The sequence below is a fragment of the Elusimicrobiota bacterium genome (assembly GCA_026388155.1).
Classification (GTDB): domain Bacteria; phylum Elusimicrobiota; class Elusimicrobia; order Elusimicrobiales; family UBA9959; genus UBA9634.
This window is the reverse complement of record JAPLKI010000014.1, coordinates 79686-101776: the sequence shown is the minus strand read 5'-3', so window position 1 is coordinate 101776 and position 22091 is coordinate 79686. Positions and strand designations below refer to the sequence as shown.

Annotated in this window: 16 protein-coding genes and 1 tRNA gene; 2 read left to right on the top strand and 15 right to left on the bottom strand. The window is 53.4% G+C overall.

Annotated features, from left to right (window positions below):
• Positions 1–39: 39 nt before the first annotated feature.
• The 12 genes from NTX59_05990 to NTX59_05935 all read right to left on the bottom strand — a co-directional run bounded on the left by NTX59_05990 (position 40) and on the right by NTX59_05935 (position 17212).
• Positions 40–6000, bottom strand: a complete 5961-nt coding sequence (locus NTX59_05990; protein MCX5785219.1) for a fibronectin type III domain-containing protein — start codon at positions 5998–6000, stop codon at positions 40–42.
• Between the two features lie 111 nt (positions 6001–6111).
• Positions 6112–6642: a hypothetical protein gene (locus NTX59_05985; GenBank protein MCX5785218.1), complete on the bottom strand. Its 531-nt coding sequence runs from the start codon at positions 6640–6642 to the stop codon at positions 6112–6114.
• A gap of 170 nt (positions 6643–6812) precedes the next feature.
• Positions 6813–6886 (bottom strand) — tRNA-Gly (locus NTX59_05980).
• Positions 6887–7219: 333 nt separating this feature from the next.
• Positions 7220–7771, bottom strand: coding sequence for a GTP cyclohydrolase I FolE (gene folE / locus NTX59_05975; GenBank protein MCX5785217.1), 552 nt, complete (start codon positions 7769–7771; stop codon positions 7220–7222).
• 122 nt (positions 7772–7893) lie between these two features.
• Positions 7894–8532, bottom strand: a complete 639-nt coding sequence (locus NTX59_05970; protein MCX5785216.1) for a hypothetical protein — start codon at positions 8530–8532, stop codon at positions 7894–7896.
• Between the two features lie 249 nt (positions 8533–8781).
• On the bottom strand, positions 8782–10278 hold the full coding sequence (locus NTX59_05965; protein ID MCX5785215.1) for an HD domain-containing protein: 1497 nt from the start codon (positions 10276–10278) through the stop codon (positions 8782–8784).
• Positions 10275–11855, bottom strand: a complete 1581-nt coding sequence (locus tag NTX59_05960; protein ID MCX5785214.1) for an AMP-binding protein — start codon at positions 11853–11855, stop codon at positions 10275–10277. Before NTX59_05960 ends, NTX59_05965 begins: the two co-directional genes overlap by 4 nt.
• A gap of 131 nt (positions 11856–11986) precedes the next feature.
• Positions 11987–13456 (bottom strand): MFS transporter, encoded by a 1470-nt coding sequence (locus NTX59_05955; GenBank protein MCX5785213.1) that lies wholly within the window; start codon positions 13454–13456, stop codon positions 11987–11989.
• A gap of 49 nt (positions 13457–13505) precedes the next feature.
• On the bottom strand, positions 13506–14498 hold the full coding sequence (locus NTX59_05950; GenBank protein MCX5785212.1) for a response regulator: 993 nt from the start codon (positions 14496–14498) through the stop codon (positions 13506–13508).
• Between the two features lie 50 nt (positions 14499–14548).
• Positions 14549–15673: a heparan-alpha-glucosaminide N-acetyltransferase domain-containing protein gene (locus NTX59_05945; GenBank protein MCX5785211.1), complete on the bottom strand. Its 1125-nt coding sequence runs from the start codon at positions 15671–15673 to the stop codon at positions 14549–14551.
• Between the two features lie 142 nt (positions 15674–15815).
• A complete protein-coding gene (locus NTX59_05940; protein ID MCX5785210.1) occupies positions 15816–16391 on the bottom strand; it encodes a hypothetical protein in 576 nt (191 codons plus the stop codon).
• An 11-nt stretch (positions 16392–16402) separates the two neighbouring features.
• Complete coding sequence (locus tag NTX59_05935) at positions 16403–17212, bottom strand: hypothetical protein (protein ID MCX5785209.1); 810 nt, start codon at positions 17210–17212, stop codon at positions 16403–16405.
• A gap of 94 nt (positions 17213–17306) precedes the next feature.
• Between NTX59_05935 and NTX59_05930 the strand changes: the two genes are divergently transcribed.
• Entirely contained in the window at positions 17307–17912 is a 606-nt protein-coding gene (locus NTX59_05930) for a DUF799 family lipoprotein (protein MCX5785208.1), read from the top strand.
• A gap of 268 nt (positions 17913–18180) precedes the next feature.
• Here NTX59_05930 and NTX59_05925 read toward each other — a convergent pair whose 3' ends face one another.
• Positions 18181–19341 (bottom strand): ATP-grasp domain-containing protein, encoded by a 1161-nt coding sequence (locus tag NTX59_05925; protein MCX5785207.1) that lies wholly within the window; start codon positions 19339–19341, stop codon positions 18181–18183.
• A gap of 73 nt (positions 19342–19414) precedes the next feature.
• On the opposite strand from NTX59_05925, the gene NTX59_05920 reads away from it, so the two are divergent.
• On the top strand, positions 19415–20227 hold the full coding sequence (locus tag NTX59_05920; GenBank protein MCX5785206.1) for an alpha/beta hydrolase-fold protein: 813 nt from the start codon (positions 19415–19417) through the stop codon (positions 20225–20227).
• Positions 20228–20351: 124 nt separating this feature from the next.
• Here the strand turns inward: NTX59_05920 and NTX59_05915 are convergent, their stop codons facing one another.
• Both NTX59_05915 and NTX59_05910 read right to left on the bottom strand, forming a co-directional pair.
• Positions 20352–21467, bottom strand: a complete 1116-nt coding sequence (locus NTX59_05915; GenBank protein MCX5785205.1) for a polymer-forming cytoskeletal protein — start codon at positions 21465–21467, stop codon at positions 20352–20354.
• A gap of 11 nt (positions 21468–21478) precedes the next feature.
• On the bottom strand, positions 21479–21949 hold the full coding sequence (locus NTX59_05910; GenBank protein ID MCX5785204.1) for a hypothetical protein: 471 nt from the start codon (positions 21947–21949) through the stop codon (positions 21479–21481).
• Positions 21950–22091: the final 142 nt, after the last annotated feature.

Sequence of the window (22091 nt, the reverse complement as noted above, 5' to 3'; positions counted from 1 at the left end):
TGCCGCAACCTTCCGCGCGTAACCTTTCCCGCTATCTTTCTATCTTTCCACCGCTATTTTCAATATTTTCTTGCCCGCGGTTGAGTCTATAACGGCCAGATATATTCCGCTGGCTACAAGTTCTCCGTGCTTATTTACGCCTTTCCAGATAATGAAGCCGGTAGTTCCGGCTGTTCCCGTCCAAATCTTGTCGCCGGAAAGAGTGTAAATGTTCACCTTGGCTGAAGCCGGCATACTGTCTATTGTCACATACCCGTTGCCCCTGTTGGTATAAAAAGGATTCGGAAAAACCCTCACATTGCTCAAACCTGTGGAGGCGGTGCTCAATATCAGCTGAAAGGTGCCGCCTAAGTGGTACGGAAGTGAGGGTTGGTCTATGGCATGTAAGGGGTCTAAGGTGCTGAAATGGTTTAAGGTGGCGGTTATGGTCCGTAGTCCCGTGTCGATCTGTGTCTCAAGCGGCAGGCATTGGGTCGTAGCCGGGTTATAGCGGGCCACTACCAGCCTGGCGCGGTTATTATTAATGGCGGCTACTCCGTTGGGATCGGTAAGGAGATCGTAAGTCAGCTTAATAGTGACAGGGTTCAGCGGTTGGGCGTTGCCCTGAGAATAAATGGCAAATTCCAGAGCTTTTGAGCCTCCCAGAAGATAGTGACAGGCATCGGTTACATCAGGCCTGGCCGGAAACGACGAAATGGCTATATTGGTGGCCTGCTTGAAAGAGGCGGCGGGTACTGTCAACCATACTTCCCGGCTGGTGGGCAGGAAGCCGTGAATCGTAGTGGCGGCCGAGGGACTGCTGACTCCGGCTATGGAGCCGGAGGGAGCGCCGCCCGGCCCCGGCAGAGTTATGGCATTGGGCACACATTGGGAGCGGGCCGTTACTCCGACGCTGGTACAGCCCAGGCCAACGCCTTCCCCATTGCAGGCCGCTACATCGAGATAATAAGTGGTTGAGGTTAAAAGGCCTGTAAGAGGCAGCGAGGAGGCTGTATAATAATTGGCAAAGGACTTTTCTATGGTCACGGATTGTCCGAAGCCCGCGGTGGAGGACCTTACTTCATAAACTGTTTCCGTAGAGTTATCGACCGTATCCCAGCTTAATACAACGCCATCCATGGAAATTAAAGTCGGCCGGACATTTGACGGGGGCTGGGCCCTTGTGTATTTGTATTTTGGGTCAAAGAACAGCGGAGCGGTCACCTTTCCGTCCCCGTTGTAGGCCAGTACCGCGGCGTAATATTTATAATTCGGCTTCAGGCCGGAGAAAGTGGCCGCGCAGCCGGCTATGCAGTCTGTAACCTGAGTGGTTACTACGGGGCCGATGTCAAAGTTGCTGTTCAGTGACAGTTGCGCGTCGTAGATGGTAGCGCTTGAATTGCCGTTCGTTATCCAGTTGACAGTAAGGCTTCCGGTGCTCACATCGGTGAAAGTGTTCATTCCGTTGGCCGTAGGCGTGACGGCGAGGGTATAGACCCGCCCTGAATAGGACATGGGGCCGTCAAGCCAGGCGGTTGACGTAACCAGCTTTTTCGCCTTTACGGCGACACTGTGAGCGGTATTGGTGAGAAGGTTCTTCTGCGTATAGTAGTTGCCGGAGACAGTGTCGCTTAGAAGCGCGGCGTTTTCAGTGTCAGTTCCCGTGGTGACATCATAAATGCTGTATGAGGTGGCACCGGCGGACTCGTCCCAAGACCAGGTTATCTCCGACATGTTATTAGCGATGCCCTGCAGATTTGCGATGTTGCCCACTGTTATAGTGGAAACCGTCTGGGTATAAAACTTGTTGTCGTAAGCGGTCAGGAAGCCGTCGCCGTTCTTGGCCCGGACCCTGAAATAATAGGTCTTATTAGGGGATAAGGTGTTAATAACGGTAGAAGTGCTCAGGTAATTAATGGAAAACGGGACCGGAGTAGAGATGTTGGCCGCGTACGTGAACGCGGGTTCCGTAGCGGCGTCCGATTCCTGGTAAACTGAAATTTCGTACGGCGTAGCGGCGGAATTCCCGTTCGGGTTCCAGGTGAGCGCCGCGGTTTCAAAACTTGCCCCCGTAACCGTGAGCCCGGTTGGGGCCGCTGCGAGAGTGTAGAAAGTGGCGCTGTGGCTGAGCGGGCCGTCGCCGCCGAAATTATAAGCGGCTATGTTTATCGAAATCTGGGTATTCGGGCTAAGGCCGGTCTGGGTATAGGAGGCAAAGTCGCCATAAGACGCCGTGGAAATAAAGAGATTGTCGGTTGAGGAGTAAAGATTATAGCCGTCCGGGAGAGGAATATTATTCTTGATATCGCCGCTGTTCCATGTCCAGGTTATGGAACTTATGCCGATATCGGAAGTGGAAATGTTGACTGCAAGGCCCGTGGGCCGCGGTTTCGTGATCTGCACCACGCGGCCGTTGGAGTATTGCCCGTTCGCCTCGGCTCTGGCGTAATAATAGCCGTAAGGTATTTCCGCCGCGGTGAGCGGCAGAGTTACCGTTATAGAGGAAAGAGTATTCGCCCAGGAAGGGTTGACCTCGGTCGGGGTAGTGAAGATCTTGTAAATGCCGGTGGTCAGGTCCATCAGGAAACCGCTGGGGGCGTCCATGGCCTGTAAATAGACCCGCGGGTTGCTGAAAGAGGAGCTGGCCGGGCCCGCTCCGCCTCCCGACGCTTCAGTGACGCCATGGAAATTGGCCGCGTCGCTAAGGAGAGTCAGCCTCTGGCCCCTGTCCAGATAGTCCACGACCGCGGCCGTGGAAACCTGCGGATTTCTGTTTCTTGGGGCCATGTCGAATACGTCAGGGTAGGGCGCGAAATAGACCGATTGCACGCCGTTCAGATACTGAGTTCCGTCCCAGCCGCCGATCACGAACACATAGCCGTTGAGGCCCAGAACGGCGGTATGGTTGGCCCTGTTCTGGGCCTCGCCATAGCCTTGCCAGAAGTCAAAATCCGTGTTGAACAGTTCAGCTTCCTTGCGGGTGGCTCCCAGCGTTTCGCCGCCGGTTAAAAGGATTTTCCCTGTAGTAAGCAATGTAGCCCTATGGTTCGCGCGCTCGTGGAGCATATCCCTGTCGGCGGTCGGATCCCAGGGGCCGGTGTATGGAGGACTCAGCAGTTCCGTGGTTGTTCTCGGGCCGTTTCCATTGCTGCCTCCGGTGACCAGAACTTTTCCGTCCTTGAAAAGTGTGGCGGTATGCGAGTACCTTGGGGTGTACATGATCGGCCCGCCGGACCATGTCCTGAGGACGTGATCGAAAATTTCAGTCGTGCGTAACGCCACGCCGTTGACGCCGCCGGTCACAAGCACATTGCCGTTATTCAGCAGGGTGGCCGTATGCTGCGCGCGGCCCTTTGTAAGGCTGCCGACCGTCTGCCACATCGCGGAGGTGGAGATGAATATTTCTGACGCGGCCGAGTATCCGGTATCGGAGGAGCCCCCGGTCACAAGCACATTGCCGTCCGACATCAGGGTGGCGGTGTGATTCTGACGAGGAACCGACATGCTTTGCGTCCGCACCCATCTCTTTGTCTTCGGGTAATACATTTCAGTCGTGGCCACGGCGGCTGTGGAGGCGCCCGTGGTGCCGCCGGTCACAAAAACGGTGCCGTTGGGGAGCAGAGTGGCGGTGTGGCGCGAGCGCCTGGAAAACATACTGCCCGCATAGTTCCAGTTCCCCGTGACGGGGTCGCGCAGCTCGCAGGTATCGGAAGTGATTGTGCCGTCCGAGCCGCCGCAGGTAAGAATAGAGCCGTCCGCAAGCAGGGTGCTGGTGTGATAAGCCCGTTTTTCGTTGAGGGCTTTCTCGTCGGCCCAGCCGCCTGATGTGGTTGTGACTCCCGCCCCGGGGATCGTCACAATAAGCGACTGCGCTGTGGTTGCGGTAAATGTCTTTCCGGCGCAGTTGGTCGTCGGAACCTCGCAGTTCCTTCCGCCGGTTATAAGTTCATCGCCGGCGGGGGTTATCATATATGTGTGGTTGAATCTTGGCGCGTCCGAATCGTAGGCTTCGCTTGTCGTGTCCCAGGTGAAATCGTTTGACTTGAACCCCAGGTTAGTGGAGAAAATCATTTCGCGAACCACGAAACTGGAAGTGTTAATGTCGTATTTTGCGTCAGACAGGTCCACATAGTCGGATGTATAGGTTATGTCCAGACTAAGACCGGAAATATCGTCGTTCGTTATCCCGGCTGGATGTAATCCTGGCGGAGAGTAAGCGGGAGTATTGCTTGCATTGACTGAGGAAGCGAGCAGAATGTAGTTCGTATCCGAGGTCAGGTTGTTTACCGTTCCTGTAATGCCTGTGAAGGGGATACTGACGGTTACCGCCCCGCCGGCGCCTATCGTGGTGCCGGCTGGAATTGTGCCGGTGCCGCTCTTGAGTTTAACGTTATAAACATAACTGAGATCTGATATGGTTCCGGCTTTTATGACGGCCTGACCTGCAATATGAGATGTTATTCCGGGTATAGCGCTATAGTATTTAGAGGAAACATTAAATGTAACGTTCAGTGTGACCGTGCCGGTCAAAGCGCCGCCTTGTCCGGCCTTCACCGAAGCGAAAGAAAATGCTGAAGTTCCACCGTGCGCTATGTCAATTGGAGTGTTGGTCATAGGAGCGAACACGCCGGCGCCGCCGATCGGGTTTGTCAAAGTTACATCAGTTGTGAACTTGCCGGCGTTAATATCAGGGCTTGTAACCCGGCCTATCGGCTGCCCGGCAAGACTAGTGGTGCTGCGTCCGAGGATCGCCTGGAAGGTGGCTACGGAAAAACTCGGCCCCCCCGCGGTTTTTGGGAGGGAAAAAAATATGTCGCCATTAACAACGCGGCCTGAAACGGGGCTGGTCAGGGGTATATCAAGAGGAAATGTTACCTTGCTGCTGTTGACGGAGTCTATTGAAGCCGTGCCGAGGGTGGCTGTAGGTGTTAAACGCAGATACGAGCCCGCTGAGCACGCAGGATTGTTGGGATCAAAAAATGTCGGGACCATATTTCCGTAGCCGCCGTCCACCTTAACCTCGCCGGAAGCGCTAAGCGCGGCTGCGTGGGAACTGGTGCGGTATGGCATTACCGAAGACGAAGCTCCGTTTACAACGCCCCTTCCCGCGGGATCAAAGAACTCGGCGGCGTCCAGGTAGCCGTGGCTGCCGGCATTCTGAGCGGCCTCAGCGTCCGCATTGTCGTAATACCACTTTTCCTCCGTGTCCAGATTGAAAAAGTTGGCTTTATTGTAGCCGCCGGCTATCATCACGTCGCCGTTATCAAGCGGCGTTATGGTGTGAGACGCCCTGCCCTGCAGAAGAGCGGTGACGGGGGTCCACGAGTCATGCACGACATCGTAGATTTCGTTGTCGGGAAGGTAGACGAAGTCTGCCGCTACGGAGTCCCACTGCATGCCTCCGGAAACGAAAACATTCCCGGAGTTGAGGGTGGCGGCCGCATGGTTCATCCTTGCGGCGGCCATGGAAGCGGCTGGCTTAAAATACGGCGCTGCGGTCGCTTTGGTGTCAAAAATTTCGCAGGTGCCGGTTATGCCGCCGGCCAATGTGTAATTGGCGGCAGTCTGTCCGCCGCAAATAAGCACATCTCCGGCGTTAAGGCCTTTGTTTATGAGATTTGCCGTATGTCCGCCGCGCGCATATAACATGTTGCTTCCAACGGGCGACCATACATTGGTCCGGTTGTCCAGGACGTATGCTGTGTTCAAAGGGGTGCCATTGTTGAAGCCGCCCGCAACAAGCACCCGCCCGTCTCCGAGAACGGTGGCTGTGTGCGAGGAACGCTGCGTTATTGCGCCTATCGCCTGGAAAGCTTTTGCCGAGGTAACATATATTTCCGCGCTGCCTGTGGGTGTGTTTCCGGAACCGGTGACCCCGCCTGTCATCAGAAAATTACCGTCCGGCAGAAGAGTGGCGGTGTGGCTGTGCCTGGTGGTGCCAAGCGTTGGAAGCGCGCTGGCATTTAACAATGGGCAAAGCAACAGGGCCGTGATAAGGGAAATGGTTTTTCTGAAACCCATAAAAATATTATAAACTTCCGGTGTTACAAGTTTGTTAAATCTATTTAAAACTTTCCCGCGTTCCGGCCTTTTACCCGCAACTTCGGACGGATTCCGGAAAAAGCGCGGGGCTTACTTTACTTCAACTATCGATTCCCCCACCGCCGCTTTCGGTTTGCCGGCGTCAAGCGTCTTTTTACCGTCCACGGTAAAGTGGTACAGGTAATTGCCGGGCAGGATATAAACCTCCGCTTTCCATACGCCGTTCTTTTTGGCCATCTTCACTTCTTTCCAGCGTGTGAAACTGCCGGAAATGGAAACGGATTTGGCGGAGGCGTGTTTATATTCAAAGTTCATCCTCACCGCTTTCACTTTTTGCGGCTCTTCTTTTGCCGCAGGAGTTTTGGGCTTTTCCGCCGCCGGAGGTTTGGTTTTTTCTTCGGGTTTTGACGCTGGGAATTTTTCTTTAGCCGCGGCCTGAGGCTTTGCCTGGAGCGCTGCGCTGGCCGCGGATTCGGATACTGGCATGGGGACCGGCCTTATCTCAAGCGTGTCCTTGGAAAAATGCAGCAGGAGACGGTTATAAATGATATAACCGCAAAAAACAGCGGCGCAGAAGCTGAGAAACGCGGCGGCGGCCCAGAAAGTTTTAGATTTAGTCATGGTTTTAGTCGTAAATTTGATCATAATATAAAAGCGGCGAATGGCTGATAGCGGAGAAAATAATATTTAAACGCGTTACCTTTGTTGCAGCGATCTGTACTTTCAGCCTTTCCCTTATCCTCCTTAGCCTGCGGCCTGTGACTTGAGACCGGCATCCTGTGACCTAAAACTGGAGCGGGCGATGGGAATCGGACCCACGTCTAAAGCTTGGGAAGCTCTCGTTCTACCATTGAACTACGCCCGCACTTGTCGCACCCTTCGCATACTCACGCTCAGGGTTGATTAGCAACCGGCCTTTAAGCGGTGACGGCCGGTGCTCAACGAGGGGAGCTAAGCTCCCCTTCGTCGTTCGCTTTGCCGCCCTTGGCGGCCCGCTCACTGAACCCCTCTTAAAATGTACCCGTATTCACTAACGAAGGTAATCGCACGGGCTTATATAACATCCCTGCTAGTGGATTATATTATAAAAGGTTTCCGCGCTTATTAAACCCAACAATTGAAATAGCAGCTTTGCCTGCCCTCGCATACACTTTTGTTAATTCTACTTAATACCCAATGCCTTTTCAATTGATTTTGATCACTTGATCAACTTCAGAAATTCCTCGCGCACACGGTTGTCTGTCTGGAACACTCCAAGCATGGAACTGGTAACCGCGCTGGAAGAGGCATTTTTAATCCCGCGCATGGTCATGCACAGGTGCTGGGCCTCTATCACTATGCCAACGCCCTTGGGTTTCAGCTTTTTTTGCAGAGTGTCGGCTATCTGTATGGTCAGGCGTTCCTGCACCTGCAGGCGTCTTGAAAAAGCTTCCACCAGGCGCGGTATTTTTGACAGGCCGATTATTCGCCCGTCAGGTATGTAGGCTAAATGGACTTTGCCGAAAAAAGGCAGCATATGATGTTCACAAAGGGAGTAGAAAGTGATGTCTTTTACTATCACCATTTCACGGTAATCGGCTTTGAAGAAGGCCCCGTTCAAGACCTTGTTTATGTCGGTTGAATAGCCGGAGGTTATTTCGCGTAAAGCCCTGGCCATCCTTGAAGGCGTTTTTTTAAGTCCTTCCCTTGAAGGGTTTTCCCCAAGCTGTTTTAAAATTTCCCGGACAGACATTTCAAGTTTATCTTCCATGAATATAATTTTACTATATGAAAGGGTTGAAAAAATGCAAAATTCAAAATGTAAAGCGTAAAATACGGAAAAGCGGCCGCGTAATGGCGGCCGCTTTTACACGCGCGTTACGGTAAAAAAGCTTATTTTGAGACGATATAGAGCCACTTGCTTGTGGCCGTTAATCTGGCTGAGGAGGACTTCAGGTTTTTAATGTCGGCTGAAAGTTGTTTTATCGCCTGCTGTTCTTCCAGCAGCTGCGTGATATTTTTACCGCGGATTTTTCCGCCCTTTTTTGTGATACTTGAAGAAACGGCATCGCGCATTACTGTTTTTTTGTTTTTAGCGGCAAGGGCGGCCGACAGCAGCCCGACCCTGGACGCTTTCTTATTCATCTTGGCGCTGTAGCTCAGGATGGTTCTGGTATAGGTGGAAAGATTTAATCCCGGCTGGATCCCGGCGAACTGGGTTTTATTCAGGGCCGCCACATTGTCGAGATTGCCTCGTATCATTTTCAGGCTCAGGCTTAAAGCGGAAATATCCTGCGCCGTAAGTTTGGCGTTTGCGGTGTCCAGGGTTTCAATGACTTCATCCAGGTATTCATCCTGGCGCACCAGTTTGAAAAGTATATCTTTAAGCTGCTTTACTTTCTCCTCCTGCGCGGGGACGACAGCCGTCTTGTCAGCGGTTTGAACAGGTTTTTTAGGGATGACCGAGCCGAAAGCAAGAGATACTCCTAAAACCGTCATTATTGCCGCGGCTGCCACGGAATTCAGCTTCATGTTTATAGTATAGCTTTATAAGCCTTTTATAACACGGGTCATGAGTGCAAGCTTGCGGCAACAAATGGCCCATAACATTTTGGGTCTTAAGACCCATAGGAAAAAGCAGTAACCAGTGACCGGTAACCAGTAACCGGTGTTAGTAGAAAAACATATGGGAAAGGTTTCCTGAGGATTATGGGCAAGGCCGGTGGTTTTATTATTTGCGCTTTTACCGGATACTGAATACCGGATACCGGTTACTGCTGCTTATGCTCCTGGCATTTTCCTGAGCGCGCGCAGGGCCTGGTGGCGGTTTTTTATTTTGCCTTCAAACTGCAGGAGCTGCGTTTTTTCAAGTATTTCCCCCACCCGCGGGCCTTCCTTTATTTTCAGCACCCGTATCACATCGTGTCCGTCTATCAGCCGGGCCGTGCGCAGTTTGATGTTCTTTTTGACATAAACCTTGAAAAGCAGGTTCAGCACCTGCAGGAAACGCAGGGTTTTTTTCAGGCCGTTATAGGGCAGGCCGCCGCTTGGGATCGGCAAAGGGTTTTCTTTTATTTTGCCCATAACTTTAACGAGCGTCGGCTGCGTGATGTAACTTGCGTGGTCGGCCCAGGAAAGAGCGAGCAGGGGCACGGTATATTCCCCCATCATCCTGAAAAACCTGAAAATGGCCCTGTCTGAAATTATGGCGTTCGAGGCCAGGTTGCCGGGCCGCAGGTGGCGCCCCACTATATTGGATACCAAACGTGTGTCTTCGCGTGAAAAGCGCAGGTCCGCCATCAGCCGCTCGCACATGAGCGCGCCGTGCTCCTCGTGCCCGAAAAATCTCAGCCGCCCTTTGAAAACAGCCGCCTTCGGGGGCTTTGCTATATCATGGAGGAGGGCGGCAAGCTTCATTACGGCCGGCTTTCTGAAAAATTCCTCTATTTTTTTGTATTCTGGAACGGCCGCCGGCAGGTGCGCAAAAAGATAATCCATCCTTTCCACCACCCGCAGGGTGTGCTTAAGCACCCCGCCTCGGCCGTAATAAATTTCAGCGCAGGTTTCCTGGGGAGCCAGATCCGGAAAGATGGCGGTTAAAAGGCCGGCCTTGTGCATGAGGTCCAGCCAGTAACTGGAGCGCTCATTTTCAAGCAACAGCAATAATTCATCGTGCACCCGCTCCGGCGCCGATTTGTTTATCAGGCGGGCCCGTCGTTTTAATTCATGGAAGGTAGAGGGGGTTATTTTAAAGCCCAGAGCGGCCGCCAGACGGAAGGCCCTGAGCGTCCTTAAAGGGTCCTCTTTGAAAGCTCCGGGGCCCGCCGCCTTCAGTTCTTTTTTTGAGGCGTCGCCAAGTCCGCCAAGGGGGTCGATTATTTTTTTTCTGTCGATGCGCGGCAGGCGCAGGGCGCCGGATCTTTTATCCAGGGCGAATTGCAAAGCGCGCTCAAGCGGCAGAGCCATGGCGTTTACGGTAAAATCCCGTCTTCCAAGGTCGGCGTCAAGGTCCCGTCCCTGAAAAGGCGCTATGTCAAGCTGCAGGAAAGGCGTTTTTCTTGTTTTAAGCCGGTAAACAAGATTCTCCTCGTCCAGCGGAAAGCAGGCCGCGTTCAGTTTGCGGGCGAGTTTCAGCGTTTTTGACCTGAAGTGCGGCCCGGGAGGGACGGCAAGGTCTATATCTTTGAAACTTTTTTTAAGTACGGCGTCCCTGAGCGCGCCGCCGACCAGGTACGCTTCTCCAAAGACGTCAAGTATAATTCCGGACAGCCGCTTCATGCTATTTTTATCTTCATTCTTTTTTCGAGTTCCCTTTTTATAAGCTCGCGCTTCAGCACTTTCTGGAGGGTGTTTTTAGGCAGGGCGGAGACTATTTCAACTTCTTTCGGGCGCTTGTAGGGATCCATGGTGGCTCTTATGTGGGCCATCACCTCGTGTTTGTCTATGGTTATTCCCTGCTTCGGCACCACAAAGCATTTCATGGTTTCGTTGCCGTCCGCAAGCCGCAGCCCTATAACGGCCGATTCCTGTATTTTAGGGTGGTGGTTTATTATCTGTTCAATCTGCGCCGGAAACACTTTAAGACCCTTTATTATCACCATATCTTTCTTGCGGTCGCGGATAAACAGAAAGCCCTCGTTGTCAAGCACGCCGATATCGCCGGTTTTCAGCCAGCCGTCCGCGTTGAAAAGATCTTTGGTGGCTTCAGCGTTATCATGGTAGCCGCTTGTTATATTAGGGCCCTGCACCAGGATTTCGCCTTCTTCCCCATCTTTGAGTTCCCGCCCGGCCTCGTCCACTATTTTCACTTTCACGCCCGGCAGCGGTTTTCCCACCGAGCCGTGTTTGCGCGCGTGCGGCAGGTTCACGCATACCACGGGGCTGGTTTCGGTGAGGCCGTATCCCTCCAAAAGGGGTATGTTGAAGATCTTCTCAAAGGAGTTCTTTATCGCAAGGCTCAAAGGGGCCGCGCCGGAAAGGCAGAAGCGCACTTTACGGAGGCTCCAGTATTTCAGGAAGACCTTCTTGAAACCCCTGGCTTCCCTGGCGAGCACGCTGTAAATTTGCGGCACGGAAACCATTATGGTCACTCCTTCCCTGCCCATGGCCTGCAGCCAGGGTTTAGGCGGAGTGATGTTTTTTATTATCAGCGTTTTCGTGCCCAGCATCAGGGGCAGTATAACATTGGTGGTCCAGGCGAAGGTGTGGAACATCGGCAAAAGGCACATAAAAATATCTTTGGGCAGGGGTTTGAAAGCGTCTATGGCCGCCCTGGCGTTCGAGATAATGTTCGTATGGGTAAGAAGCACGCCTTTCGGGTGGCCGGTGGTGCCGGAGGTGTATAGTATGGAAACCACATCTCCGCCTTCGGCGCAGGGGTTCTGCTTCTGCGGGTGGTAATGCGCGTGTTTAAGGTATGGCCAGAATTCCACCGCGTCTTTTTGGTCCGGGCGGTCCGCGGAAATTATGAATTTAAGGCCCGGCAGCCGGGTTTTTACATTGGCGTAGGTCTTTAAAAATTCATTTTCCGTCACCACGCCTTTGGCGTTTGAATTTTCAAGGACGTATTTTACCTCATCTTCTTTTGAGACCATGAAATTCAGCGGCACGCTCACGGCGCGCAGTTTCCCGAGCGCGAAGTAGGAAATTACAAATTCCGGGGAATTCCGGAGCACTATGGCCACGCGGTCATTTTGACGTATCCCAAGCTGCCAGAACATGTCGGCCGCCCTGTCCACGGCATGCAGGAGTTCCTGGTATGAAAGCCGCGCGTCACCGGTCACAAAAGCGGTAGCGTCCGGTTTTTTGGAGGCCGAGCGCGAGAGCATTGAATAAAGGTCTTTAGCCTGGTTCATGGTAAAACCGCCATAAGCTTTAAGCCGTATGCAGAAAGGCTGCCATAAGCTTTACGCTATAGGCCATACGCTTTTAAAGGAGTTCCTTATACGCCTATGGCTTATGGCCAATAATTGCTGCTGCTTCATCATTATTCCCGTCCGGACTCGTGCACCTGGATGTAGCTGCGGAACACGATCAGTCCCACCGGCGCTATCAGCGCCATGCCGCCCACGATGATCCAGATCATCTGCGAATGGCGCGGGCCGGTCTCCGGGCAGAAGGCGTCCAGCAGGAAGCCGGACATGGAGCCCACGAAGAACTTGGCCACGAAGTACGGCAGCATAGAGAGGGCCAGGTACGAGCCCTCCTGTCCCTTGGGGGCTATGGCCGCCGGGTACTCGTAGAGGCGGGGCGAGTAGAAGGATTCGCCGATGGAGTAGATGAAGGTGAACAGCACGATGGCCACGTAGAGCGGGTGCACCGGGCCGGTGAGGTTCAGCCACCAGGCTATGGCGTGCCCGAACGGCCCGCCGGCCAGGAACTGGTAGTGCATCGGCGGCACCACCATCAGGAAGACGGAAAGGGCCGTGATGAAAGTTCCTATCACCACTACTTTGTAGGCGGTAAAGCGCTGCGTCAGCGCGCCTATCACCGGGGCCAGTATCACCACTATTACCGCGTTCAGCGTGCCGAACAGCTGGCCGAACGGCGCGCCCGCGCCCAGTTCGCGTATGGCGTACTTCGGGAAAGTATAATACATCTGGTAAAGGATGAGCTTGACGAAGACCACAAGCCCGAAGAAAGCCAGGAAACGGTAGAACGTGGGCTGCGTCCAGAGGTTGGAGAAGATCCTGAACCAGTCCTTGAGCGCGTCGCGGCACGCCAGCAGGAACGCTTCGAGGAAAGATTTTTCCGGGTATTTCGGCGTTTCCGGCCTTATCACCACGCCCTCGTCGGTGGCTTCCACGCCGCCGCGCAGCGCGAAGTAGGTGAGCACCAGGTTGGGCAGCGTGAACAGCGCGCCCAGCAGGATGATGGTCTGGTAGGTGCTTATGTGCAGGCCCAGCAGCGGTATGCTGTAGTGGCCGTACTCGCCCAGGCCGTGGCGCACGTTGTCGAAGGTCCAGCCGGCCACGGCGAAGCCCACGTTCATCATGGCGTAGTAGACCGAGAAAGCTATAGAGCGCTGCTTCGTGGTGGTGAAGCGCTTGACGGCGGCCACCATGACCGGCGTCTGCAGCGCCTCGCCCAGCGCCAGCGGGAACAGGCCGAACGGCAGGGCTATCCACCTTACGGCGGCTACCGCCATCACCAGGCGGGCGGCCGCGGCCAGCCCGAAGCCGGTCAGCAGAGACTTGCGTATGCCCACCGCGTCCACCAGCGAGCCCACCATCACGGTGAAGATGGTCAGCGCGGTGGACCAGGCGGCTACCACGAAGCCGGCCGATTTGTCGCCGAAGCCGAGGTCGGAAGAGAGCCACAGCACCAGCGTGGAGTTCACCACGCTGTAGGCCAGGATCGTCATTATCTTCGTGGCGAAGATCAGCCACAGTTCGCGCACCGCGCCTTTCAGAACCATGAACTTCCCGATAAACGACTCGCTTTTTGCCTCAGTCATCGGATCTCCATTGTCCGTTTTGTTTTCGCGTCCTGGTTTTAACGGAAAATCAGCCGCTCACTGAATCCATCATTATGTTGTAAAGCTCTTCAAAGCGCGGGGCCGTTTTTTTAAAAATCTCAAGCACCGCCGGGTCAAAATTGGAGGGCTGTATTCTGTCGTCGCCCCCGGTTATTATTCTGCACGCACCCGGATGGTCGTAGCAGGGTTTGTAAACGCGGGAATTGCGCAGGGCGTCATAGCAGTCGGCGAGCGTTACGATCCTCGCTTCAAGCGGTATCTCCGCGCCTTTGAGCCCGGCCGGGTAGCCTGTTCCGTCGTATTTTTCGTGATGATTGAGCGCGATGCGCTTGCCGAAAGCCAGGTGCGGGTGGTCGCCTATTATCATGGCGCCGAAAGTGGTGTGTTTCTTCATTTCCTCCATTTCCGCGTCGTTAAGGCGGCCCGGTTTTTTAAGTATGTGGCTTGGAATATGCACCTTGCCCACATCGTGCAGGGTAGCCTGAAGGCGTATATCTTCAACGAACTTATCCGTCTGCCCGAGCTCTCTGGCTATGTGGGCCGAAAATTCCCCGACGCGTAAAATATGGTTGCCGGTGTCAAGGTCGTTCGCCTCGGCCGCGCGGGCCAGCGCCATTATCACGTAATTGAAGGCGTCCTCGTATTCCGTGGCGCGCAGTATGTTGGTGATCCTCAGCAGCAGCTCCGCCTGGTCCGCCGGTTTGCGCAGGAATTCCTCGGCGCCCGCTTCCATCCCTTTCAATCTGCTCTCGCGCGAGTCTATCGAGGTCAGCATAATAACCGGTATGTGCCGGGTTTCCGGATCCTGTTTTACTTTCCTGCATACCTCGTAGCCGTTCATCACCGGCATATTAATATCAAGCAGGATAAGGTCGAAGTTTTTTTTTGCCAGTATATCGATGGCCGATTTTCCGTTAAGCGCCGTGGTTACCTCATAACCTTCAGGGGAAAGCAGGGTTTCAATAAGGTCCAGGTTGTAGTCCTCATCGTCCACGACGAGTATGCGGTAGGCTCTTTGCATGGGTAAAATGATTTTAGCAAATTGACTGCGTTGAACTTTTCCGAACGGAACTATATTTTTATAAAGATGTTGCGCCTGTAAAGCAGCCAGAAGAAACCCAGCCAGAGCGCCATGTACGAGAAAGCGAACGCGGCCGAGGCGTTTAAGGGCGAAAGCCAGGTTCCGAAGATATGGTCGCAGATAAATATCCTGAGCTGAACCGGCTCCCCGCCCGGCACGTTCAGTTTGTAGAGCACCAGGAATTTAAGCAGGAATATAGGCAGCATATATGCCGCTATCGCGTTTATGCCGAATATCTCGAACGGTTTTGACCAGGCTTTTATGTCCCTGATCTCTATGAGCCAGTAACAAAGCGCAAGCAGCCACAGGGCCAGCCCGCCCGTATAAAGCACATACGAACTTGTCCAAAGCGCTTTGTTGAGCGGAAAGCTCAGGCTCCACAGCCACCCTGTAATGAACATTAGAGCGCCGGCGCGCATAAGTCCGCGCGTTTTTTTCCCGGCGGTCCTTGCCGACCTGAGCCAAAGGCCGGTAAAGATCCCGAACATTGTGGTGACTAAAGCCGGGATGGTGCTGAGTATCCCTTCCGGGTCATAGACGCCCTGACGGTAGGTGTGGGCACCCAGTACCAAGCGGTCCAGCCAGGAGGCGAGACTCCCTTCTTTTGTGAGTATTCCGGCTCCGTAGCCGGGCACTGGGATCTGTGTCATTACGAGCCAGTAGCCGACTAGCGCGCAGGCAGCTATGGCTATCTGTGCGCGCAGGGTGGTTTTTATGAAGATGAACGAAGCCGCGCAGTAGCAGAGCGCGATCCTCTGCAGAACTCCGAGTATCCTTATGGTGGAGGGGTGATAATTGGGTATGGCGTTCAAGACCATGCCGAGCGCGTAAATAATGAGCGTGCGCTTGAATATCTGCGGAGCCAGGCCCTTGCCGCCGTCGCGCTCCAGGCGTTTTGAAAGGGAGAACACAAGCGAGACGCCCACTATAAAAAGGAAGAACGGGAACACCAGGTCCGTCATGGTGCAGCCGTTCCATTCGGCGTGGTCCAGTTGTTTATAGGCTTCCTGGTTGCCCGGAGTGTTGACGATTATCATGGCGGCTATGGTAATGCCGCGGAACGCGTCCAGCGAAAGCAGGCGGGATTTTTGCGGCGCGGTCGTAATGTTTTCCATTTTATGCTCCGTTTATGTAAATTCTTCCGACGATCGCTGTGGATATCCGCTTTAAGCGGACGGCTTTAATTGCAGGATTCGGGTAAACGAAACTCCGCACAGGGCTGCTGTACGGAGTTTTATTTTCAAAAAAAGAGATTATTTACCTTTTCTGCTTCTGTTTTTCAAATTCCAGCTTCTCTTTTTCAAACTTAAGTTTTTCCTTTTCCAGGTCCAGCTTCTGCTTTTCCAGGTCCAGGTTCTGCCCGTCGTCCGAGGGCGCTGAAACCGCGGGTGCGGTTCTCTCCGAAGGGAGATTGTCCGAAATGAGCCCTATCATCCGGTCGGGCCAGGGATTGTTCATTCCCGGTACGGTGATGCTGACGGTCGGAGTCCCTCCGCCGCCCGAGCCCGCGGTTCCCGCATTGGTCTTCCTGTATTTTTTAGTGGAAGTGTTTTTGGCGGAAGCTCCGCCGCCTGAGCCTGTAATCACTATGGGTGTCTCGGGAAGATTTGTGAAGATGCCGCGGCCCTGAACCATGATCACCCCTTTAGCCTTGTCGGCTTCATAAACCAGCAGCCTTTTGTCCGAGCAGACGCCGGCCACGGCGCTTTTAAACACCGTATTATAATTTTGGGTCGGGTATGACGCCGTGCGCGTGGTAATGCAGCCGCCCAAAAGCGCGGCGGAGAAACCCAGGAACGCAAAAGTTATGAAGTTGTTGTTTCTTTGATTCATAGAATCCTCCCTTAAATGCCGCAGATGGAGCGGAACTTCTTCTGGAACCGTATATGGAAGACCGTGGTCTTTACGCTTGTGCCGCTGCCGTCAGTGCTCTTTGAATTCTGGATCGCGCCTCCAAGGTCTAAACTTATTTTCCGGAACATAATATCAAAGCCCGGCTGAGCCGCGACCGGCATTGACTTGACGCTCGCGGAGGTGCTGCCACTGGCGTAGGAGGATGAATAAGATGTGCCCACCAATCCGCCCAACTCCTGTGAGAAATCAATGTAAGGGATGAATTTTATGTAATCCCCCAGGTTGACGCCTGCCTGGATGCCCGCCTGCCAGCCGTAGAGAAGTGTGCCGACCATTATGCTGGTCGTATATCCCCCCGTTGACATCGACCCCATTATCGAGCTTCCGCTGAGATGGGGGCCGAAGTAGAACGGCAGGCTGAAGTTGTCCTCCTCATCCCCGTAGAGGTCAAAATAGAAATTGGGCTGGAGCCCCAGTCCCGTGCCGAACATCGTCATGTCGCCCCCGCCGCCAAAGTCCCCTTTCCCCAGAATTAACTGGACGTTCCCGCCGAGACTGAAACCTCCGCGGTCCCAGTATTTCACCGCGCGGCTGCCCCCGAAGTTGAGGGCGTTGAACTTGAAGCCCCCCATTTTCATGCCGATGTAGTCAAAGCTGTTGTTGCGCTCCGCGTCGACAGAGCGAAGATTCAGTATGGGAAAAGGCGGAGGCGCGAACTGGAAGGAACCGGACGCTTCTGCCTTTCCGATAAAGGAAAAGACGAGCGCCGCCCCGACAAGCAGCAAAACTTTTTTTCGCATAAATACGCTCCTTAATAATCAAACTGGAAATGTTTGATTTATATTACTATAAAATGGTCAAATAGCACAATGACACGGAGGAATTATGCGCAATATGTACCATATTCTTTTCATCTTTTCTGCGGTTTTGGCCGGCTGCGCCGAAACAGCGCCTATCGTGCGGCATGCGACTCCTTTTCCGTCCACAATAGCTCTGCTGCCGCTCTCTAACCAGTCTCTGGATCTGCGGGCGCCGGAACTTCTTCGCGAGCTTTTGGACACCTATCTCTCCGCGGCCAACTTCAACCTGACCGACATAAAGGAGGCGGATGAGAAGCTTCAGGGCATCGGCATTTCGGAAGGCGGCCAACTGGACTCCGCGGCGCCGCGCAAGCTGGCGGAGCTGCTTGGGGCCGACGCGCTGCTTTACGGCGACATAGAGACCTTCAATAACGCGAACATCGGAGTATATGCCGGGCGCACGGTCAAAGTGAGGCTTTGGCTTGTGGACCCTAAAACCAGAACGACGCTGTGGGAAACCGAGAAGAGTAAAGCCAATTCCCAGATCGGCCTCTCAAAAGGGGCCGCCGAGGAGATCTTGGCGAAGGGTTATGCGAATAAGGCCGTGGAAAATATTATGGACAATCCCTTACGGCCCGAATCTGAAGATGTAGTCCGTCTGCTGGTGCGGGAGCTGGGCAAGGCCCGGCGGGACTGGTAAGCGGCGCAGCGCGCCGCAAATCTTAATCTGTGAATTTGCGGGTTCGGGGGCCTGTCGGCGGATTTGTCCGAGGGGGTCGGGTCCTCCAGCGCGTCGGCCCTTATCCTCGGCCTCCCCTGACTGCAAGCCCAAGTCGGCCTCCGGAAAACCCCCTCAGACAAACCCGCCGCCACCCCTCCAAGGAATCGCTTTTTACAAAATATAATGTGGTTGTCCCCACCCGAACTTCAGCTTGAATACCCCGCCCTTTGTTAATTGTTTGCAATCCTTATTGCAGTTCCTGGATCACGCTTACCGCTTCTTTGATATCTTTTAAATTCTCCGCCCTGACAAGATAGACGCAGTCTCCCATAGCCCTTGCGAGCACTTCCGGCAGTTCTTCGTGATGGATTATCATGTGGCCGAACCTGCTCATTACTTCCTCGTGGGAATATTTGTAGTTCAACCGGTATTTGCGGCCGATATGGCAGCAATGATATTTCCTTCTATAATCAAGCTCCACCGTCCCTTCGGCCATTACGCGCGCCCATACCGCGTATAGGTCAATGTCACAGGCGTAATTGAACATGTCCATGGTAAAACCGCCGGGAGGGCGGATATTCACTTCCAGGGCGCAAAGAGTTCCGTCTTTTTTCCGGAAAAACTCAAAATGAAAGAACCTCTCCGTGACTCTGAACCCGGCCGCCAGTTTTCTGCCCGCTTTTTCCAGGTCCTCGGGAATTTCCCGCGCGGAATAATAATAAATGTGCGAATCAGCAAGCACGGATTCCATCACGCCTTCCCCGTAAGCATGCGAAGTGCGGAAAATTATTTTCCCCTGCCGGTCCGTGAGCCCGTCAAAAGTGATTATATCCCCCTCTATGAATTCTTCCGCGATAAACTCCCGGTCGGGTTTGCCGGCAAAAAAATCGTCCACCTGCGCGGCGCAGCCAAGCTTGTAGGTAAACTCCGCGCCCATGCCGTTGTCGGGTTTTACGATAATAGGGAAGTCCACTTCCGCCGCGAACGCGTGCGCCTCGGCCGGACTGTTCACGATCCTGCCCCTGGCGTGGGGTATGCCGCAAGCCGCGAAGATCTGCTTCATCCTGGATTTTTTCCGGATGTCCGAGATGGTGTCGTTTTGGACGCCGAAGATGCCGAATTCCGTGCGGAGCCGGGCTTCGGTTTCCAGCCAGTATTCGTTGAGGGAATCTATCCTGTCTATCGTTCCGAATCGTTCCGTGAAAAACCGGCAGGCGCCGGCAAGTTCGCCGTAATTATGCATGTCGCCCACTTTGTAGTACCACGCGAGCGCCTGGCGCAGTTCCGGGCGAAGTTCACCGAACTCCGACTCGCCGATACCCAATACTGTAAGCCCCGCGGCCTTAAGACTCCGGCAGAAAAAATAATAGTTAGGCGGGAAGGCCGGGGACAGAAAAACAAAATTCATATTTACAATTTTAGCATACTCCGCAATTCCACGCCGAAATTTCGTATTATTGTTTTAACGACAATGGCTCTATATGCAGGTTAATTACCATAAATTCTTCAGCGCCAGGCTGGGACAGAATTTTGAATTCAAGGCTTACGGAACCGCCGGCAAGCCCGTGATGGTTTTTCCCACTTCCTGCGGAAGGTTTTTTGATTACGCCGAGCGCGGCATGATAGAGGCGATGGCGGAATTTATTGAAAGGGGCGAGATAATAGTCTTTACCGTGGATGGGCGCGATTGGGAATCGTGGTATAAACCCGTCCAGGACAAATGGATCGGGATAAGACACAGCCAGTACGAAGACTGCATAATAGAGGAAGTCATTCCTTTTATATCCCGAACTTACAACACGGACGAAAAATTCCTGGCGACAGGCAACAGCATGGGGGCTTTTCACGCGGCCAATTTCTTTCTTAAATTCCCGCGCTGCTTTGACTGCGCCGTGTGTCTCAGCGGAATTTATACCCTGAGAAGCGAGCTTCACGGATATTACGACACCGGCATATATTTCAACGAGCCGCTGAGTTATATGCCGGGGCTGAAAGACGAAAATATACTTTCAAAACTCCGTGAAGGCTACATTGTAATAACGCACGGGTACGGGGCGTGGGAGATCTTTAACGACCAGGCAAAAGAATTGTCCAGGATACTTAAAGACAAAAATATCCCCTGCTGGTACGATCCATGGGGAGAGCGGTGGCCTCATGACTGGGAGACCTGGCTCGCCCAGATAAAAAAGTACATGGCCGACTTTAAAGCCGGGGTGCTTTTTAAAGAAGGAACGCTCAAATTAACCGGCCCGGACAGGAGAATTAACAAAATCGAGTATAAGAGAGAAGTTTAAAATCACAATACAAAATAGCAAGAAGCCCCCACACCTGACGCCGGTGTGGGGGTTTCTTGTTGTATTACTGAAGTTATGGGGGCGGAAGAGAGTAAAAAACTTCAGCTCTTCAGCGCTGGCGCACTTACGCAGGTATTGGCGGGACCGGAATAACCGGTTTTTTCCCCTCCACGGTTCCCATCCTGGTAGTAAATACCGCGCCCAGTCCTAAAACCACGCCGAACGCGATTATTATGAAGCCGGCAAGGAATAATATCGTTCCGAATACAGGGATAACATGCCCGACTATGAGCAGTCCGGCCATGAGCACATAACCCATGACTACCTTGCCTATAAGCCCCTGCGGACCGGGTTTTTTTATGCCCTCAAAAAACCGCTTTTCCAGCACAGCGCTGAAGGCGCAGACGCCAAGTATTTTGGCGGCGACAAGCAATATAAGGGCGAGAGGTATCAGAGGGATCCCCATAATTGACACTAACATACAAATGAGCGCCGGGAAAAGAGCCATTATTATAAGGGTCCCTATGCCCGCGGATTTCCAGAAATTTCCGGTTATCTCGTCCGCGACCATTTCCACATTTTTCGGAAAAAATACCGCGGGCAGTATCAGCAGAACTATTCCGGCGAGGAGCATGGAGAGTATCGCCATTAAACCCAGTCCTATCAGCCCGCCCGCGAGCCATGGCAGAAGCCCGTTTCCGCGCGGTTCACTCATCCTTGCCAACCGGGCCACGTGCCGGAGTACTCCGAGGTCCACGGAATTAATCGCGCCTTTAAAAGCGACTTTATCTCCCTTTTCAACGTGACCTCCGACGGATGAAATATCCCCGGTGACGGCAGCGGTGCCTTTGAGCACCATATTGGAGCCTATCGCGGAGACATCGCCTTCCACGGTCCCGCTGATCTCCACCGCGGCGCCCAGAGAAAGCACATCGCCTTTGACAAGACCGGATATGGTTACCGGGCCTCCCATTGTAACGATATCTCCGGCCTCGCGGCCCCTGATAGTAACCGGCCCTCCGAAGGAAACGCAGTCGCCTTCCAGAACCCCGTCCACGGTTACGGATTTGTCCGTGACTATGTCCTCCCGCAGCGTCTCTCCCTTGGCGATCACCACATCCGTATGGCGGATGTCGTCAGGTTTTGAGTGCAGCGACCATTTGGCATGTCCCGCGGGCACCAGCGAAACCACCGCCAGACAGGCCGTAAACAGTGAAGTCTTAAGTGTTCTTGTTTTCATTTTTCCTCTCCTTATTGATGATGCGACTTTATAGAAGCTGACGGCTTTGAAACAGCCGTTATTGCTATTGCGGCCAAAATAGAAGATGCGGCCAGATGAGGCAGAATATTGACCTTTCCAGCAAAGAATGAAATTATTCCAACGGCTTTTGACAGGGCCGACATGATCTGCGAACCTGCCAGCCATGATTTCAGGGCGTAAAACTTGAGCATGGATAAAAGGGCTTGGGGCTTTAGGCATAAGAGAAATATATCCGCGGCGTGAGCGAAAAGCAGCCTTATCAGGAGAAAACATGTTACGGCCAGCCAGCACGCGGCGATAACCGCGATCGTCTTTTCAAACGCAAGCGCCCAGTTGAAAGCCGGCCGGACTTCTAACCCCAGCGCTTTCATCACATTGGAGTTAAACCGTGCCGAGGGGCTGTAACTGGGAAGTGAAGCCAGGGCTTCTTTCAGATCCAGGTCTTCGCTTGTGGGTTCCATGTTTTTGCCGTCCATTAAAGAATACGGATAATGCCCTGAAAAAGTTTCATCTGTTTAGGGCTCACTGATTCAGTGAGCCTGATTACAGCGATAAAAAACAGATGACGGCGATAAGTAAGGGTGCTCTAATTGTTTATTATCT